The organism is Lentisphaera marina (assembly GCF_028745505.1).
Lineage (GTDB): Bacteria > Verrucomicrobiota > Lentisphaeria > Lentisphaerales > Lentisphaeraceae > Lentisphaera > Lentisphaera marina.
In genome coordinates this window covers 1,883,114-1,901,566 of sequence record NZ_JAQZZL010000001.1, presented here as the reverse complement: position 1 = coordinate 1,901,566, position 18,453 = coordinate 1,883,114, and the positions used below count along the sequence as shown (strand labels likewise).

The following is an 18,453-nucleotide window of genomic DNA, read 5'->3' as shown; positions in this document are numbered from 1 at the left end:
TCTTATCAATCCCATTTACGCACCCGTAGCTCAGCTGGATAGAGCGAAGGTCTCCGAAGCCTTAGGTCGGCAGTTCGAATCTGCCCGGGTGCACTTCAAAGCCTCAAGAGTCATTGACTCTGAGGCTTTTACCTTGAATAAGAGTAGTAAAACAGTGCTCAGTTCGAGGAGATTACTAAGAACAATTTTAAGCAGGCAGGACGCCCGTGCTCCCAGGGTCTAAGCATTAGCTGACTAGAAACTAAAGACTAAGAGCTAAACAAAAAAATGCCAAGATAGTATGAGAAGGCAGCCCTCGGCAAAGTCCACTTGCTAGCAGACCTTGCCTGACATTAATTAAGTTACGACCAAAATTAACGGAGAACTGCCATGTCTAAAACTACTATCACTGTACCTGAAATAACAATTGGAATGGATCTTGGAAATCAAAAACACGATATTTGTGTTTTAAATTCTGAAGGTAAAATCGTCGAACAAGCAAAAATTGAAAATAATCTGGAATCGTTAAGTGTATATTTTTCGAATTATGAACGCCCTCATAAAATCCGAGTAGCTCTAGAAGTAGGAAGTAACTCTTTATGGATATCGAGCAAACTCAAAAGTATGGGCTTCAATGTAATTGTAGCAAATGCTCGTAAGCTCCGAATGATATGGGACAGCACGAATAAGTGCGATGAAAAAGACGCTGAAAAAATAGCACGGGTAGCCCGAATGGATCCATCACTTTTGTACGGCATTCAACACCGAAGTATGGACTCCCAGCAAATGCTTACAGTGTTGCGTGCTCGTGAGCATTTTGTGAAGATGCGAACCCAAACGATGAATTCATTAAGGGGTATACTAAAGAGTTTAGGAGTTAGTGATCTCCCTAAGTGCGAAGCTAATCGTTTCAGTGAAAAGATGTATGAATATGTAAGTGATGATTTATTGCCAACTTTAGGTGAGATGCTATACGAATGTCAAGAACTGACTGATCGAATAGAGAGGTTGGATGATCGAATTGAACTGATTAGTGAAGAGTCTTGTCCCGAGGCTCAGCACCTGCGGCAGATTCCTGGAGTGGGACCAGTTACTGCCTTGGCATTTGTTTTAACTATTGATGATCCAAGCCGTTTTAATAAGAGTCGTGATATAGGTGCTTTTTTAGGCCTAACTCCAAAGCGGGACCAATCGGGAGAAAAAGATAAACAACTAAGAATAACAAAGCATGGAGATAGGTACTTGAGATCATTACTGGTTATTTGTGCTCAACATATTTTTAGCGATAGATCCCCGGATTCTGATTTGAAGAGGTACGGACATCGAATTGCCTCACGAGGTGGTGGCGCGGGGAGAAAAAAAGCAAAAGTAGCCATAGCTAGGAAGCTAGCTGTTTTAATGCATCGACTTTGGGTCAGTGGCGATAATTATGAACCACTCCACAAACAGGCTTTAAAAAAAGCATCATGATTATCCACCAATCCAGCCAACCTCCCCAATATTTCTTATAATCACAATTAAGGAAGAAATTTAAAAAGAAAAGAGTTTATCAAATGTCTTATGCGATGACTGCGGAGCACCAGCAGAATGATAGGTTTGCCAGACCTTGTTGAAAGTTCGTTGCCAAGATTGCAGCATCAAATAGGATACAATCATGCATCGGACTAGGCAGTCCATAAAAGAATGCGAATGGAAGCAAGACAATTTGATGGCATTTGAAAACTGGTTTTCTCAATTCTCAGAAAAATATAACTTTAATGCAAACCGTAACTTGCAAATGCCTTCTCATGGAAGCTGCTGCTTGGCGATCATCGAGGATAATAGATGCAGGCGGGACGCCTGCGCTCCCAAGGTGAAAGAAATGCACGTGGTATACACGCTCTTACAGGTGAGAGTGAGCAGATGATCGGATCACAAAAAAGCCTACTATCAATAAATTAATAGTAGGCTGAAAGTATTAAATCAGAGCTTAAAGCTCTGACTTAGTGAGGGATAAAGCTTTAGTGAGCTACTTCGACTTTTGTACCCTTTGTTTGACCTATACCTGCTAAGACTTCGTCAAACCAAGCTTCGTCAATATTAAATGGCTTGCCGCCAGCAATACGAGGGAATTCAATAGCACGTAATTCATCGTTTTGATCTTCATCGTGACCAACAACACCACCAATACCTGCAAGTGCAGCTTCAACTGCCTTATCAGCACATTCTTTAATCAAAGCTAAATCTTCATTATTTGAGGCTGCTGCTCTCGCGTAGTAACCAGATTTTTGGATAAGAACTTTTTCAGCATTGAGAAGCTTAGCAAATTGACTACCAAACCACTTGCCTGGATTCACGGCATCGAGTTTTGCATGGCCAAAAGCATCGCGAGGAACTTCTTCACCAGCAGCTTCCATTTCAGCAATAATTTCTTCGAGGCCTGCACCTTCAGAAATAAAGATATTTACGTTATCTTGTTCATCCATAATTTTACTTAAACGCGCTGCTTCAGCTTTAATATCAACGGCCATTTCTGGAACGTAAATACCATGAACGTCTAAACGTTCTTTGCTTAAACCTAGAGCAGGTAAAAAGTTGCGTTTTGCTAAACGTTCACGGTAGACTTTTGCCGTGTAAGCAGTCAACCAACCGCAGCTACGGCCCATAACTTCGTGAACAATCAACATACGTGGGTTAGCATTGTGCTCGGATACAACGTTTTCAAAGTACTCAGCACCCTCTTCTGCTGCTGTGAAAGCACCTAAAGATTGTTTGATTGGGAAAACATCGTTATCAATTGTTTTTGGAAGACCCACAACAATGAGCTGATAGTCATTTTCTGCGAGGTATGCGGCTAAATCTGCTGCGGTTGTATTCGTATCGTCACCACCAATTGTGTGAAGTACATCTACTTGGTCTTTTACGAGCTGATTTGCAGCTACTTCGAGTGGGTTTTGACCTACTTGAACAAGCCCGCGCTTTTCGCAATCTGCAACATTAGTGAGTTTTACACGGCTATTGCCAATGGGGCTACCGCCATGCTCATAGAGTACTGCGGCATTAGCACGCATATCTGCATCGACGACAATTTTGTCTCCAAGAAGAAGGCCTTTGTAGCCACTTGTGTAACAAACAATTTCAATTTCCGGCGCTACTTCAGTATAACGCTCGATTAAACGACCAATAGCCGTTGATAAACATGGTGCTAAACCACCTGCTGTTAAAATACCAACTCTTTTTACTGACATCTTAATTTTCCTGTATTTCGTTAATATTTTGCGAGGTACGCAAATTCTGTCTGTCAGACTAAATCAAGGGAGAAATAAATCAAGACTAAGTAGCTAGGCCACCGACCTGCAAAGACGATTTATGACCTAATAAAAAGCGCTCAAAATTGAGCGACGTTCACTTTTGGAAGAGGAGAAGTCTATTTTCTTAACTGTAAGTACCAAAGAAATAAGTGAATGGCTACAATGGCCCAAAAAACTAATTGATACGATAGTTTTGAACATTTGTGGCGAAAAAAGAGTTGCCCTAAAATCCCTCCGGGCCAACCGCCTAAGAGTTCACTTAGGTGAAGAACCTTTTCTGGAATTCGCTGCGATGATTTTTTGGCTTTCCATTTATCCACAGCATATAAGAGTAAGGTTATGAGGCTCATCACCAAATAATTATAGACGAAAAATACTGGGACTTGCATGCTTATCTTCTCCAGAAATTGGGGACAAAAACAATGATCACCGTAAAAATCTCTAAGCGTCCAAGAAACATGGCCATACAAAGAATCCATTTATTCCAATCTGGTAACCAAGCAAAGGTCTCGGCAGGTCCCAACATAGCAAAGCCTGGTCCCATATTGCCCAAACACGCAATAGCACCACTCAAGGCAGTCGTTATATCAATTCCCGGCGCAAAACTCAAGGAAAAAGCTGTTAGTGCATAAAGGAAAATAAAGGCAAAAAAGAAGGCTAATGATTTCTGAATCATATCATCGTTAACACGCTTGCCGTTGAAATGTAGATTGATCAAACTATGAGGTAAAATCATTTGCTTGATTTTTATAAAGGTATACTTCACAAGTAATACGATACGAGCCACCTTTAAGCCCCCCGTTGTTGAACCACCACAACCACCCATGAACATTATTAAAAACAAGATGATTTTTGACGGTGTTGACCAGAGGTCAAAATTATCTGAAGCAAAGCCACATGAGGTCTCGAGGCTAGCTACTTGAAACGTTGAATGAGCAAAACTCTGGGCCCAATCATAACCCGATTTCGTATTTAAAAAGAAGGCAATGATTGTGAGTGCAAAAATAAAAGTCGCTAAATACCAACGAAACTCTTCGTCACGAAAGTAGCAAAATATATCCCCTTTCAAAGCTTTGATATGTAGCGTAAAGTTCGTTGCTGCCATCATCATAAAAAAGGTGCTGACATAAAGAATGGGGTAAGACATGCCTACAAAACTTGAACTCAAGGGTGAATAACCACCTGTTGATAGAGTACTCAAACCATGGCAAACCGCCTCAAACATCGGCATCTCTAAATAGCGATATATCATTATACAGAGTATGGTTAAGCCCACATATATGGCCCAAAGAATCTTCGCCGTGTCTATGGCACGAGATGTAACCTGTTCCGATTGTGGTCCGGTGGCTTCTGCCTTAAAGAGTTGGTAGGCTCCTGAGCCCAAAAAAGGCAAAATAGCCATGGATAAAATCACGATACCTAAACCACCAAGCCAGTTACAAAAACAACGCCAAAAAAGCAAACCTTTTGGAAGTGATTCTATGTCGGTTAGGATCGTCGCACCTGTGGTGGTTAGACCACTCATGACTTCGAAATAACTATCTGTAAAAGTTAAATCTGTTAAAGCGACAAAAGGGATGGCTGCAATTAAACATACTGAGAGCCAACCTACGGTCACAATCGCATAGACTTCTCGAGGGTTAACTTCATGATTGCGGTTGCGAGTTTTAAGGTGTAAAATGAGCCCACCCAAAATTGAGAAAGCTGAACACTGAAAGATTCCTCGAGTATCCGCTAAACTATCCTGCATTATCCAGGAAGCCCCGCCCGCCAAGGAAACTGCCGCCCCCATTACCATAATCAGTACTGAGACCACACTGATAACTGCCGTGACTTTCATCTACACATCCTTAAAATTTAGCCAAGAATATACTTGCTCCCCTTTAATAAGCTAGTATTTACGCGATTCTTCTCTGTTCTTTCGACTACAGTCGATAGCTCAAATGAAAATTTCTAATCATATTTTTAACTTTAAAAGTTTTCATTCGTATAAATCCCTACAAAAAAAAAGACGTCTCAATGGACGTCTAGATGCTTAATTGCTGAATTATACGATAGTAACGGGGTAATAAGTCTTGTAAAAAAGTACTCTAATCAAGAAGTAAATCTTGAGTCGAGGTTAGTCTTTTTCATTCCTTAAAAAGGAGGTGATCCAGCCGCTGGTTCCCCAACGGCTACCTTGTTACGACTTCATCCCAGTCACTAAGCCCACCTTCGGCGTCTGCCTCCTGCAAGCAGGTTGGCGCAACGACTTCGGGTGAACTCAGCTCCCATGATGTGACGGGCGGTGTGTACAAGGCCCGGGAACGTATTCAATGAGCCGTAGCTGATGCCCATTTACTAGCGATTCCATCTTCATGGAGTCGAGTTGCAGACTCCAATCCGTACTGAGACCGGTTTTGGGGATTCGCTTCCTATCACTAGGTCGCTGCCCTTTGTACCGGCCATTGTAGCACGTGTGCAGCCCCGGGTGTAAGGGCCATACTGACTTGACGTCGTCCACACCTTCCTCCCGCTTAACACGGGCAGTCTCCTTAAGGTTCTCAGCATTACCTGTTAGCAAGTAAGGATATGGGTTGCGCTCGTTGCCGGACTTAACCGAACACTTCACAGCACGAGCTGACGACAGCCATGCAGCACCTGTTTTTGCGCCCCGAAGGGAATTCGACTTTCACCGAACGTCGCTCAATGTCAAACCCGGGTAAGGTTCTTCGCGTTGCCTCGAATTAAGCCACATGCTCCACCGCTTGTGCGGGCCCCCGTCAATTCCTTTGAGTTTTAGTCTTGCGACCGTACTTCCCAGGCGGTACACTTATCGCGTTAGCTTAGACACTGATCCGACTAACCAGACCAACATCGAGTGTACAACGTTTACTGCTAAGACTACAAGGGTATCTAATCCTTTTCGCTACCTTAGCCTTCGTCCATGAGTGTCAGTATTGTGCCAGTAAGCTGCCTTCGCCTTTGGTCTTCCTTGTGATATCTACGCATTCCACCGCTACACCACAAATTCCGCTTACCTCTCACATACTCTAGTCTACCAGTTTCAAATGCAGGTTCAGTGTTAAGCACTGAAATTTCACATCTGACTTAGTAAACCACCTGCGGACCCTTTACGCCCAGTAATTCCGAATAATGCTCGCCACCTACGTATTACCGCGGCTGCTGGCACGTAGTTAGCCGTGGCTTCCTCTGGGGGTACCATCATCGTTTTTCCCCCCTGACAGATCTTTACAACCCGAAGGCCGTCTTCGATCACGCGGCATTGCTCCGTCACGCTTTCGCGCATTGCGGAAGATTCTCGACTGCAGCCTCCCGCAGGAGTCTGGGCAGTGTCTCAGTCCCAGTGTGGGTGATCGTCCTCTCAGACCACCTAGCCGTCATAGCCTTGGTAAGCTTTTACCTTACCAACTAGCATAATGGCACGCGAACTCATCCCTAAGCGTAACCTTTAAATATTAGATCATGCGATCTTATATTCACATCCGGTTTTAGCAGTCGTTTCCAACTGTTGTTCCAAACTTAGGGGCAGATTATTCACGCGTTACTCACCCTTTCGCCACTTTCCATTCACCGAAGTGAATTTCTCGTTCAACTTGCATGCCTAATCCATGCCGCCAGCATTCATTCTGAGCCAGGATCAAACTCTCCAATCAATTGATTGTGTTTGTATCCGACTTAATTACTTAAAATATTTCTATTGAGTTTTCTCTCGAAAAAATTAACTCTTAAACCATCTCTGATTTAGGAGCCCGTTACTATCATATAATTCAACTATCAAACATCTTTTCGGGATCATTTCTGATCGCTTGTCATTCACTTTCGATGACTTAAATTTGGACGCTTTATTTCAGCGACGGTGGTGATAATACCCCAAGCTCATTTTTCTGCAACCCGCATTTTCAAAAAAAATGCTTTTTTGAGTCTATTTAATCAAAAAAGCACTTTCCCAGTTAAATTAGACCTCAATTACAACATAAGACTAAGTTGGCTTTATTGTCTTAAGCATTAATACGACTATTAAAAAATGACTCATATTGCTCTTAAACTCTTTAATTAAACATTTGATCTATTACTATCAAAAAAGATCGATTAACAATTATAGAGAACCAATGTGGGTCAACTAAAAGCCAAAATCATTAAATTTGTGAATTCACAAATTATTATACTCGCTGTAATTGCGGGGACGATCCCTGCTTTAATCTTCCCCGAGACATCTGAAACCTGGCGTCAAGCAGGCTTGACACCGTGGTTGATTGCTGGCGTCTTCCTTTGCCAAGGCCTTGGCTTAAACCCCAAGGATAAAATTGATCTATCGCACAACCTAAAAATTATATTCTTCAGCATGGTAGCTTCATTTATTATCTTTCCTTTGATCGCTTATGCCACACTGCACTTTGCTCAACTGAGTACAGACAATTACTTTGGCCTCATGCTCATATGCTGTATGCCATGCACTCTTGTTTCTGGCATTGTCATTTCAGACTTAGCTGGTGGTGATCGAGCTTCGGCTCTTTTCATCACAATTGCCCTAAACTGTAGCGCTGTGATTATATCCCCACTACTGATAAGTTTTTACCTTTCTTCTACAGCAGAAGTCGACACTCTTTCTCTTATTCAAAAACTAACTCTTACTGTATTTATACCAGCACTTTGCGGCTGGGGAATAAGAAAAAAAATAAAACTCAGTCGAAATGGTTTTAATTTAAGCATCAAATACCTCCCCGTCCTATTTTTAGGCACAGTTATTTTTGTTAACACTGGTGGTCAAAAAGATCAAATATTAAAGAGTTCTTTAAATGATGTCGTCTACATTGCTCTCCTATCAGCAATCATTCACCTCATTGCACTCTATCTATTTAAGTCTTTCGGTAAACAGACCTCGATGTCCGACCCTCAAAACCGATCCTTTTCTATTTGCTGCAGTCAAAAAACCCTCCCCCTTGCCATTGCTATTTGGTCGGCTCATTTTGCACAAAGTTTCCCAACTGCTCTTATCGCCACAATGATCTATCATTTAGTGCAAATTTACCTCGACAGCTTTATCGCTCAAAAATGGGCGAAGAAAAAAAAGTTATCCTAACGCGAATTCTTTGTTTATCTTAATTTGACAACTTACATTAAGCTAAGAATGCTAAAGGACATATTATGCAAGAGCTTTTTCAAAAAATCGGAGGTGTAAAGGGAATTGAAAATTTCCTTGATCAATTCTATCCACTAATACTCAATGACAAACGAGTTAAACATTTTTTTGATGGAATTAATATTAAAGACTTAAAATCTCATCAAAGCTTTTTTCTGTCCTACGTATTTGGTGGAGTTCCTGAATACACAAGAAAATCTTTACGTGAATCACATGAACACATCAAAATAACAGATGAAGCTTTTGACATAGTTTTAAACCACATGCTTGAGGCGCTCAAAACCATTGGCCTAGATACTCAAACCATCATTGCAGTGATGAGCATACTGGAAACTACTCGAGGCGACCTAGTCTCAAAATAGTACTTATGTACAAAAAAATCAGTATAACTACAATAACCAGTAAACCCTCCTCTCGGTATATTACATCTATTTATAATGTACGCAAAAAAGCCCCTGATAACAATCAGAGGCTTCTTTATAATACATGCTTACTTGCTTAAGGAAGCTTAGAACCACGTTTACGTTCAACTTCTTTAAGAAGTCTCTTACGCAGACGAATATTCTTTGGTGTACATTCAACGAGCTCATCTGCTCCTACGTACTCGAGGTACTCTTCGAGGCTTTTTACGCTTGCAGGAGTAATTTTGATAGCTTTATCTGTACCACTTGAACGAACGTTTGTGAGCTGCTTATTTTTAAGCACATTCACCATTAGATCGCCTTCACGGCTATTTTCACCAACAACCATACCTTCGTAAACGGCTGTATTAGGATCAATGAAGAAGATACCGCGTTGCTGAAGTGCATCAATAGCAAAAGCTGTTGACTCACCCTGAGCCATGGAGATAAGAACACCATTACGGCGGTGAGGAAAATCACCTTTCATCGGCTCGTAAGCTTCGAATGAGTGACCAATAATAGCTTCACCTTGAGTGGCTGTAAGAAGACGGCTACGAAGCCCGATAATACCACGTGTAGGAATAGAGAAGTTAAGCATTGTTCTGCCTGAGCGAGTTTCCATAGTTTTCATCTCACCGCGACGGCCGCCAACGATCTCAATAACTTTACCGCCCGATTCTTCCGGAACTTCTACTGAAAGGTTTTCAATTGGTTCATGTTTTACACCATCAATTTCACGAGTAATTACTTGCGGCTGAGAAACTGAGAGTTCATAACCTTCGCGACGCATGCTTTCGATAAGGATTGAAAGGTGGAGAATACCACGTCCTGAAACACGGAAAGCTTCGCCATTTACATCTTCTACTTCGAGAGCAACATCTTTTTCAACTTCTTTAAAAAGACGGTCGGCAACTTGGCGACTTGTAACAAGTTCACCTTCTTGACCAAATAGAGGGGAATCATTAACACGGAAAAGCATAGATAAGGTCGGCTTATCAAGCTCAAGCTTAGGAAGCGCCTCAGGCTCTTCTGCATCACATACTGTGAGACCAATATCACAGTTAGTTAAACCTACGATAGCACAAATATCGCCACACTCTACTGACTCAACTTCACGACGACCAAGACCATCAAAAACGAAGAGTTGTTTGATACTTGCACGTATTTCAGTACCGTCATCAGCAATTGTCATTACTGGCTTATTTTTATCGAGTGTTCCGCGGTAAACGCGACCAATACCAATACGACCTACATACGAACTATAGTCAATTGTAGTAATCTGAAGCTGTACAGGACCTTCGATTTGAGCTGGAGGCTTAATATCGTTTACGATACAGTTAAGAAGTGGCTTAATATCTTCTTGTGAACCATCTGGCGATTCAGCAAACCAACCATCGCGGCCTGAACCGTAGAAAACAGGACAGAAGACTTGCTCTTCAGTTGCACCAAGCTCGAAGAATAAATCGTGAACTTCGTCTAAAACTTCGTCACAGCGTGCATCATCTTTATCAACTTTATTAATGACCACAATAGGCTGAAGATTGAGCTGAATTGCTTTATTCAAAACAAAACGCGTTTGAGGCATTGGCCCCTCTGCAGCATCAACAAGAAGTAATACACAGTCAGCTTTTTTGAGTACGCGCTCAACTTGACCACCGAAGTCGGCGTGACCAGGTGTGTCAATAATATTTAATTTACACCCACCGTAGTTGACGGAAATGATTTTTGAAAGGATTGTAATACCGCGTTCGCGCTCTTGATCATTAGAGTCAAGTACGCAAGTTTCTGTCTCTTCATTTTCGCGAAAAACCTGTGCCTGCTTGAGGATCTCGTCTACGAGTGTTGTCTTACCGTGGTCAACGTGTGCAATGATGGCAACATTTCTAATTTTGCTCATTTAATTTCTCATTAATTATATATAGTTGTTAAAAATCGTGGCTAGATTAGTCACCTCAAGCCAATAATCAAATCAAACCAAGGTAAAAAAAGACTGCCTTTTCGTCGTAAGCTATTGAAAATCAATTTTTTCCTTTTAAAATTAAGTTTAAATCTATAAAACTTAAACTAACGACAGAGTTATATTATGCGCAAAAACAGTAAGTTGAAGTACGACAAAGTTCTTCATACAACTATTGCTCTCTTCAATGAACAGGGCATCAACATTAGTGGTGTGGATCTCATTAGTGCGCGATCTGGCGTGGCGAAAATGACTCTATATAAATACTTTGAATCAAAGAATGGACTCATTAAGGCCTATTTAGATTTCATTTCTAAACAAGCAGTCGATCGCTTTAATGAAATCTGCGCTTCTCGCGAAACACAAGAATGCATCAATAATTTCTTCACTCTCGCAATCGAAAAAAGTAAAATCGAAAATAATCGTGCCTGCCCTCTCATCTGCGCGTCTTTAGAACTTGGCAATGAGCACCCGGAGTTCGTCAAGATTATTCGCGAAACTTATGAAAACATTCGTCATTCTATTGACATGAAACTTTACGACTTCCAGCACCCTAGTGCGGAATCAACTTCAAAGTTAATTATGAGTCTTTATCAAGGTGCAGTTGTGTCTGCCTACATTAACAAGACGAGTGAACCTTTAGAATTAGCCAAGCAACAAGCCCTAGCTTTCCTATAGTAGAACTTTTATATGATGATTTCTTAAGTCCGCCTTTGTGCGGACTTTTTTTTGTACAAAAAAAAAGGAGTGAGGCATTTCGCTTCACTCCTAATACCATCAGTGGTTTAGTATTATTTAGAGGTCGAGACCATCAAATAAACCACCTAAGCTACCAAAACTTCCCGATGCACTTTTCTTGTGCAAGTCATTGAGGAGTTTAGAAGTATTTTCTGCAGCTGCAGCATTACCAGGTAAGCAGAGGGAGATCTTGCCGTTCTCAACTTTTTGAACCTCGATCTTATGCTCAGAACCCTTAGGATAATTGATTTCGAAAAACTTAGTAGAATCACCACTTTTGGGAACATCCAGTTGACTGACGTGGAGTAAACCACTACGACCATCAGAGAGTCCCATGAACACGCCGTAAGGTTTTATATTCTCAACTGTTCCGGTTAACTCTTTGGCTTCGACAATTTCCACTGCTTCGCCAACTTCACCTTTGTGTAAACTAAGCGAAATTCTATGCTGATCAAAATCAACTGAATCAATTTTTACTTTGATCTCTTCGCCAACTTGTGGCTGAATGCCCTTAAACTGAGAAATATGTAAAAGACCATCTACACCCTCAATGAGTTCAACAAAAGCACCAAAATCTTGAACAGAACTTACCTTTGCCTCAAAAGTTGCACCATTGAATAAGTCATCAGAATCCCAAGGGTCTTGGAGACAAGCGCGGAGAGATAGAGTGATACGGCCTTTCTCCCAATCTAGGGCTAAAATCTTGCAGCTAACTTGATCGCCAACTGAAACAAATTCATTTAGATCAACATTGCGTTTCCAAGAAACTTCTGAAGCAGGAACTAAACCATCAACTCCGCCTAAGTCCACAAAGAAACCAAATCGTTCAATGCGACGAATCACACCTTCAATTTCGTCGCCTTCTACAAGTTCTTCTTGGAGTTTTTCTCTTTGCTTTTCAGCTAAAATATTTAAGTAATCACGACGCGACACTACGGCACCACGGTCATCAATTTTTGTAATTAAAAAACTAAAAGTTTGACCAAGGTAAAGAGAAGCATCACCTGGCCGAGAATCCATTTGTGAGTATGGGCAAAAAGCCATGTTTCCACTTAAATTAACTGAATAGCCACCTTTACGCTCTTCAATAACTTTACCTTCTACAGGAATTTTTTCAGTATAAGCTGCCTCGAAGGTTTCATTGAGCGCATCGCCAGAAAGCTTAACCGTAAGACTAATTTCTCCACCACGGTCATTTACTACCCATGCTTCGATTTCATCGCCAACACTAAATTCGATCTCACCTTTATTATCGAGAACTTCACCAATGGGAATAATCCCTTCACAACGAGCACCGATATCGACGAACAAAGAGTTTTTATCAATTAGAGTGATTTTTCCCTTAACGGCATCACCCGATTTAAAATCAATTTTCATACTTCCAGATTTCTCTTCGAATAAAGAAGCAAAATCTTCATCAACACTAATAAAATCAGGTATCTCGTTCATTTCATATACTTTTGTTTAATTAAAATTATTTTCGGCTCTTACTATCACCTAAGGCTTATATTTTTAAAGTCGGCAAACAAAACTCCTTAGATAAAAGTTTCTCAGCTTGATCGTAGGTTATACTCATCTAAATTAGCAAACGATAATTATCAAACTTTTTAAATTCTATGGAGTACCAATGGCGAACTTAATTCGACTCGACAATGGACAGACTTACACACTCAAAAAAGAAAATGTTATTGGTCGCTTATCTGCGGCCGACATATCTGTTGACGATGTCAGTGTTTCACGTCATCACGCACAAATTAACCTCCATGGAAGTGGTCAATATCAACTGGTCGACATGGCCAGTTGCAATGGCATAGCTATTAATGGCTCCAAAGTCTCTAAGGGTCTAGTGCGCACTGGCGACAAAATTACCATCGGCAAAATTGACCTCATTTTCTCTGATGATTCACAAGGTGGAAGTCCACGGCCGAGCTCTTCTGCTGGTAACAAAACCCTATCTATAGGCGGAGGTACTTCTTCTCAAACACACGCCTCATCCAGTTCTAATCGTACCACAACTTCAGTTGAAGATTTTATCCAACTCACACCAAGCGCTTCGATAAACTCTGCAATCTACGACGACTTTAGTAGTGAGTGGCTTAAAAAAGTCGTCTTAACCAACCTTGCCGTTAACGCAGCGAAAAATGAGATGGAAGTTTATGAGGCTTTGAATGACGCGCTTCAATCCTCCATTCAATGTAGCCAAATTTATCTGACAGTGATTAAAGAAGATAACGAAGGTAACATCGCACTTGCAACTGGTGACGATGATAGTCTACGTATGAGTTCTGATTTAATGAGAAAAACCTTGAACGAAGGTTGTTCTTTCATGATCCGCGACACATCAAATAGCAAACTTGTCGACAGTAACCAGCTCGTACGCCATGGCGTCCGTTCAATCTTAACAGCACCCCTGTTCAACTCCCAGAAAAAACCCATTGGCTTCATTTACATCGATAGTAAACTGGATCAGGCCATTACCAACACTGAATTTGCCTTTGCTAGATTAATTTGCATGCATGCTGGATTATTGCTTTGTAAATTACTCAACACTACAGTGACTAATAATGATAGTAACGCAAAAACTCTAGCACTGCCTGGACACTCAGAATACGTACAACGCTTAATGAAGAAAATTGAAATTTTCTCTAGCCTTGACTCCCCTATCCTCATCGAAGGCCACGAAGGTAATGACTTTGCGGAAGTCGCAAGAATCTTACATGAAAATAGCAACCGCAGTAATATGAGACTTGTGACTCTTAACTGTGAAGACAATAGTGGCTTGCCCATTTACGAACAGCTTTTTGGTGCCAGTAGTAAAATCCTGCAAGCAAGACAAGGAACTCTACTCATTGAAAACATTGATAAACTCGATTTATCTAGCCAGAAAAAAATCTACGAGTTTATTGCTTCAGGAAAACTCAACGAACATGATGAGAGCACTGTTGACACCCGCTTGATTTGCACGTCGAAAATTGCTTTAGAAGATGCCTTATCACAGGGCATGCTTCACCCCATGTTCCGCAACATTTTCCAAAATAGCACTCTGCAACTACTGCCCGTTCTTCAACACCATGAGGATATTGCCGATATTGTAGAACACTATTTCCAAGAAGCTTGCAAGCAATCGAGTAAAAAAGATCTAGAGCTTGAACAAGGTGCTCACCTGGCTTTCTATGATTGCCAAGGAAATGAATTAGAGATTGCCTTTATTCTAAAATTTGCCGCCATGAAAGCTAAAACTAACATAATCACTAAAGAACAACTGGAGAATTTCATTTGAAAGGAAAACTAATTATGGCTTCCGGCGCCATAGGAAATACTGAAGATATACCTAAGCGCACCCTCGATGCCGTAAGAGATAGTGATATGCTCGTTTTTGAAGAAGACCGACCCGCTCGTGCCGTTTTAAAAGCTGCAAAAGTTCACCGCGAATACTGGAAATACTCCGAGCAAGATGAAGTCCATACACTTCGCGAAGTTGAAAAGGCTCTTAAACGTGGCGAAACAGTATGCTACATGAGTGATCAAGGCTGCCCGACTCTAGAAGATCCAGGTTCACCTGTCCTCAAATCAGCTTGGTCCGTAAAAGCGCAAATCCAAGTTATTCCCGGCCCGAGCTCCGTAACCGCGGCTATCTCGGCTTGCCCCTTTTCCGTCAAAGGCATTGTCGTTGCCGGTTTCCTTTCTCGCGACCAAGAACTACGCGAAAAAGAACTTCGTAAACTCTCTGGTTCGGGTCACCCATTTTTAGTCATGGACACCCCCTATAGAATTCGACATATCCTCGAAAGTTTACAGACTGTTTTAGATCCTCAAAAGAAATTTGTTCTTGCTGTTGATATTAGCGGCGAACACGAAGCTTATTTCTACAACAACGCCACAGAGATTTTAGCTGAACAAGAAAAGCTAAAACCAAAGCTCAATTTTGTCATCATTGTCGAAGGTAAAAAAGAAAAGGGTCAACTGAAACAAGCTGTACGTGGTAATGGCTACAAACAGAATCGTAGAAAAAGGTGATTTGAGCATGCACACTGGTCACTTGCTCCCATCTCTGAAGTTAGGGCTCAAGATAAAATTCTTATTCCTCTTCTGCCTAAGTTTTGTTTTGTTTTCATGCAAACAACCCGATGCTTCCGAAGCATTATACAAAGTCGAAGCTCTATTTGAGCAAAACGACTGGGAAAATGCAGCGTATGAACTTAAAAAAATGCTACCTTTGGGAGAAGACCACCCACGAATTTATGCACTGTATGCCTACGTACAAAACCGCCGCGGTTTGGGACAAGAAGTTGAAAAGTTTATTCTCAAAGCCAATCCCACCAATTCAGATGTCGATCCCCAAATAATGACAATGATTGGACGCATTTACTTAGAACGTGGTGAATACCCCGAGGCCATCAAAGCACTTGATCTAGCGTACCGTAAGGATCTAGATAATCCCACTCCTTTACGTTTACTTATGCTCGCAGAAATTAGCCATTGTAAAAAAGCCGATGGTAGCTACGACATCAATAAGTATATCAAGTCAGCCAAAGGGCTTAAATACCTCATGGGTAGAAAACAGTTGCGTGACCAAGTCTTTTACAATCACCTAGCCATTAAAGAAATCAGCAAAGATGGAAACAAAAACTTCATCATGCCTTTTCTTCAGAAAGCAGATAGTCTGGCGCCTGGAAACCCAAGCACCACACTTAACGCAGCCATTGCTTTAGACATCATTTATAAATCACCAAAATTAGCGAGAATTCGCTATGCTAAGTTCCTAAAGATGACTGAGGGCACAAAGGATCCACAAATCCCTGAAGTTGAACGTCGCCTTAGACAACTACAAGGCCTACAGTAAAACATGTCCCAAGATTTCGAAAGGGCTAAACAGCAAGTTAAAGACCGCAATGATATAGTCGACATCATTGGTACTCACGTCAAACTGAAGAAGAATGGACCGACTTTCATCGGTTTGTGCCCCTTTCACAATGAAAAAACGCCCTCCTTTAACGTCAATCAAAATGATCAGTTCTATCACTGCTTTGGTTGTGGCGCAAGTGGCGATGTGCTCAAATTTGTTCAAGAATACGAGAGTCTTGACTTTCGCGATGCCCTAGAGAAACTCGCTTCGCGAGCCAATGTCATTTTACCTGAATGGGGCAAGGGACAAAGCCCCGAAGAACGTCTAAAACAACGCAATGAGAAAGAAGCTCTTTACGACGTCTTAGATAAAGCGACAAACTTTTTCAAGCAGCAATTACTCTTACCTCAGGGTTCTGAAGCACTAAAATATGCTCAAAACCGAGGACTTGATCAAAAAGTTATTAATGACTATCGCTTAGGTTACGCTCCAAACTCTTGGGATGCCTTAATGAAATGGGCTAAACAGCATAGTATTTCTGATGAAACCTTAGCACAAGCGGGCCTAACAAAACAGAATGAACAAGGCAAAGTTTACGATCGTTTTCGCAATCGCCTCATGTTTCCCATTCAAGATATCAATGGCAAGGTTATTGCCTTCTCTGCTCGTGTCTTGGAAAAGGATAGTAAGGCTGCAAAGTACATCAATAGTCCAGAGACTCCTGTATTTCATAAAGGCAATGTCCTCTATGGATTACACATTGCTCATAAACACTTAAAAGAAACTGAACACTTTGTCATTTGTGAAGGCCAATTAGATGTAATTGCCTGCCACCGAGCCGGTGTTAAAAATGCGATAGCCGCACAAGGCACTGCTTTCACAGATCAACACGCCTCAATGATTGCACGTTACGCTAAACACGTAAAGCTCTGCTTTGATGCTGATAGTGCTGGTAAAAAAGCGGCTGTAAAATGCCTCAACATCCTTTTGCCGAAAGGCGTAATCCCCGAAATCATTTCTCTTGCTGAAGGTGAAGATCCTGACACTGTCCTAAGTGAACAAGGTGCTGATGTATTACGTAAAAAACTTTCTGGCGGAATGAATTTTGTCGATTTCATCTTATCTGACTATGGCCCCTCCAGTCCATCTCAAGAGAAAGTTAAGATCAGTGAATTCGTCCTCGACATACTCTCGAAAATGCCCAATGTACTAATGGGTGATTGGCATTTACGCTTAGCCTCCACACTACAACTGGATGCCCAAGCCATAAGTGAACAATTACGTTACCTCGTTTACAACAAACGCGATCACAAGCAATACCTAAAACCTCAGGATGAATTTAAGCAAGCGCCACAACAAGTTGCTCCACCCCCTTTGAGTTTAAATCGTGTAACGCCTAGATCAAAAGCTGAGATAGAGCTAATCGCATTGGCTATTCACAACGAGTTTTATGCTAATTACATCTTTGAGCATACCTTAGATATCATTCCTGTAACTACTGAAACTTCTATATCCTTAAATTTCATCAATACTCATATCGAAATGGGGAACTGGAAGAACTGTGCAAATGACTTAGCTCAATCTTATCCAAATGTATATGAACTTGCCGTATCTAGTGCGAAACTCGCAAAATACATTGAACGAACTTCCGACGGCAATGATTTTGACGAAATGAAACAATTATTGGATGACTGTTTAAACAAAATTGATCCTGCTACCAATCCGTCATTATCATTAAAAGAGCAATATGATCTCAACGTAGAAAAAATGAAAGATTCGAGTATTTCTGACGAAGAGAAGAATAGACTATTTATAGAAAACTATAAATTACATCAGGAAATCCAGGCATCTAAGATTTAAAAAATATCTAATGAAATCTCAGTGGCTTTTTTGTATCTAAATCTGCATCGCCAAGAACATCTATATAGTCAGGACTCACGAGTGAGTCCGCTAGAATGTAGTATGCTCCGTCAGGGGCATGAAAATGGATTCAAATTAATCTAGGGCCCAAACTTGGGTCCGACACTTTATGTCGGACTCACAAGTGAGCCCTTTATAATTACTACGAACATGGTACATGCACCAGTGCGGCAACACAA

At 41.2% G+C, this 18,453-nt stretch carries 13 protein-coding genes, 1 tRNA gene and 1 rRNA gene; 9 read left to right on the top strand and 6 right to left on the bottom strand.

Annotation, left to right across the window (positions count from 1 at the left end):
- Window positions 1-19 precede the first annotated feature (19 nt).
- Both PQO01_RS07835 and PQO01_RS07830 read left to right on the top strand, forming a co-directional pair.
- Window positions 20-93, top strand: a tRNA-Arg gene (locus PQO01_RS07835).
- Window positions 94-369: 276 nt separating this feature from the next.
- On the top strand, window positions 370-1,449 hold the full coding sequence (locus PQO01_RS07830) for an IS110 family RNA-guided transposase (RefSeq protein WP_274312724.1): 1,080 nt from the start codon (window positions 370-372) through the stop codon (window positions 1,447-1,449).
- Window positions 1,450-1,979: 530 nt separating this feature from the next.
- Here PQO01_RS07830 and PQO01_RS07825 read toward each other — a convergent pair.
- The 4 genes from PQO01_RS07825 to PQO01_RS07810 form a co-directional block, all read right to left on the bottom strand.
- Window positions 1,980-3,206, bottom strand: coding sequence for a pyrophosphate--fructose-6-phosphate 1-phosphotransferase (locus tag PQO01_RS07825; RefSeq protein WP_274313466.1), 1,227 nt, complete (start codon window positions 3,204-3,206; stop codon window positions 1,980-1,982).
- Between the two features lie 179 nt (window positions 3,207-3,385).
- Entirely contained in the window at window positions 3,386-3,658 is a 273-nt protein-coding gene (locus tag PQO01_RS07820) for a DUF1294 domain-containing protein (RefSeq protein ID WP_274313465.1), read from the bottom strand.
- Between the two features lie 2 nt (window positions 3,659-3,660).
- The gene (locus tag PQO01_RS07815; protein ID WP_274313464.1) at window positions 3,661-5,109 is read right to left on the bottom strand and encodes a TrkH family potassium uptake protein; all 1,449 of its coding nucleotides are present in this window, start codon (window positions 5,107-5,109) and stop codon (window positions 3,661-3,663) included.
- A gap of 300 nt (window positions 5,110-5,409) precedes the next feature.
- Window positions 5,410-6,925, bottom strand: a 16S ribosomal RNA gene (locus tag PQO01_RS07810).
- A 458-nt stretch (window positions 6,926-7,383) separates the two neighbouring features.
- Here PQO01_RS07810 and PQO01_RS07805 point away from each other — a divergent pair.
- Window positions 7,384-8,352 (top strand): bile acid:sodium symporter family protein, encoded by a 969-nt coding sequence (locus tag PQO01_RS07805; protein WP_274313463.1) that lies wholly within the window; start codon window positions 7,384-7,386, stop codon window positions 8,350-8,352.
- Between the two features lie 65 nt (window positions 8,353-8,417).
- The gene (locus PQO01_RS07800; protein WP_274313462.1) at window positions 8,418-8,774 is read left to right on the top strand and encodes a group I truncated hemoglobin; all 357 of its coding nucleotides are present in this window, start codon (window positions 8,418-8,420) and stop codon (window positions 8,772-8,774) included.
- A gap of 136 nt (window positions 8,775-8,910) precedes the next feature.
- Here PQO01_RS07800 and typA read toward each other — a convergent pair whose 3' ends face one another.
- Window positions 8,911-10,710, bottom strand: a complete 1,800-nt coding sequence (typA, locus tag PQO01_RS07795) for a translational GTPase TypA (protein ID WP_274313461.1) — start codon at window positions 10,708-10,710, stop codon at window positions 8,911-8,913.
- 186 nt (window positions 10,711-10,896) lie between these two features.
- Here typA and PQO01_RS07790 point away from each other — a divergent pair, with 186 nt between their 5' ends.
- A complete protein-coding gene (locus tag PQO01_RS07790; RefSeq protein ID WP_274313460.1) occupies window positions 10,897-11,448 on the top strand; it encodes a TetR/AcrR family transcriptional regulator in 552 nt (183 codons plus the stop codon).
- Between the two features lie 117 nt (window positions 11,449-11,565).
- On the opposite strand, the gene PQO01_RS07785 is transcribed toward PQO01_RS07790, so the two are convergent.
- Window positions 11,566-12,957, bottom strand: a complete 1,392-nt coding sequence (locus PQO01_RS07785; RefSeq protein ID WP_274313459.1) for a S1 RNA-binding domain-containing protein — start codon at window positions 12,955-12,957, stop codon at window positions 11,566-11,568.
- A gap of 178 nt (window positions 12,958-13,135) precedes the next feature.
- Here PQO01_RS07785 and PQO01_RS07780 point away from each other — a divergent pair, with 178 nt between their 5' ends.
- From PQO01_RS07780 to dnaG, 4 genes are read left to right on the top strand one after another with little or no spacing between them, the layout of a single operon-like run.
- On the top strand, window positions 13,136-14,788 hold the full coding sequence (locus PQO01_RS07780) for an FHA domain-containing protein (protein WP_274313458.1): 1,653 nt from the start codon (window positions 13,136-13,138) through the stop codon (window positions 14,786-14,788).
- Complete coding sequence (gene rsmI, locus PQO01_RS07775; protein ID WP_274313457.1) at window positions 14,785-15,525, top strand: 16S rRNA (cytidine(1402)-2'-O)-methyltransferase; 741 nt, start codon at window positions 14,785-14,787, stop codon at window positions 15,523-15,525. The genes PQO01_RS07780 and rsmI overlap by 4 nt, the downstream gene beginning before the upstream one ends.
- Window positions 15,494-16,351, top strand: a complete 858-nt coding sequence (locus PQO01_RS07770) for a tetratricopeptide repeat protein (RefSeq protein WP_274313456.1) — start codon at window positions 15,494-15,496, stop codon at window positions 16,349-16,351. The genes rsmI and PQO01_RS07770 overlap by 32 nt, the downstream gene beginning before the upstream one ends.
- A 3-nt stretch (window positions 16,352-16,354) precedes the next feature.
- Entirely contained in the window at window positions 16,355-18,214 is a 1,860-nt protein-coding gene (gene dnaG, locus PQO01_RS07765; RefSeq protein WP_274313455.1) for a DNA primase, read from the top strand.
- The last annotated feature ends 239 nt before the right edge of the window (window positions 18,215-18,453 follow it).

Excerpts from the sequence above, each read along its gene's own strand:
- PQO01_RS07830 (WP_274312724.1), top strand. The coding sequence starts at position 370 with ATGTCTAAAACTACTATCACTGTACCTGAAATAACAATTGGAATGGAT.
- PQO01_RS07825 (WP_274313466.1), bottom strand. The coding sequence starts at position 3,206 with ATGTCAGTAAAAAGAGTTGGTATTTTAACAGCAGGTGGTTTAGCACCA.
- PQO01_RS07820 (WP_274313465.1), bottom strand. The coding sequence starts at position 3,658 with ATGCAAGTCCCAGTATTTTTCGTCTATAATTATTTGGTGATGAGCCTC.
- PQO01_RS07815 (WP_274313464.1), bottom strand. The coding sequence starts at position 5,109 with ATGAAAGTCACGGCAGTTATCAGTGTGGTCTCAGTACTGATTATGGTA.
- PQO01_RS07800 (WP_274313462.1), top strand. The coding sequence starts at position 8,418 with ATGCAAGAGCTTTTTCAAAAAATCGGAGGTGTAAAGGGAATTGAAAAT.
- typA (WP_274313461.1), bottom strand. The coding sequence starts at position 10,710 with ATGAGCAAAATTAGAAATGTTGCCATCATTGCACACGTTGACCACGGT.
- PQO01_RS07790 (WP_274313460.1), top strand. The coding sequence starts at position 10,897 with ATGCGCAAAAACAGTAAGTTGAAGTACGACAAAGTTCTTCATACAACT.
- PQO01_RS07785 (WP_274313459.1), bottom strand. The coding sequence starts at position 12,957 with ATGAACGAGATACCTGATTTTATTAGTGTTGATGAAGATTTTGCTTCT.
- PQO01_RS07780 (WP_274313458.1), top strand. The coding sequence starts at position 13,136 with ATGGCGAACTTAATTCGACTCGACAATGGACAGACTTACACACTCAAA.
- PQO01_RS07770 (WP_274313456.1), top strand. The coding sequence starts at position 15,494 with ATGGCTACAAACAGAATCGTAGAAAAAGGTGATTTGAGCATGCACACT.
- dnaG (WP_274313455.1), top strand. The coding sequence starts at position 16,355 with ATGTCCCAAGATTTCGAAAGGGCTAAACAGCAAGTTAAAGACCGCAAT.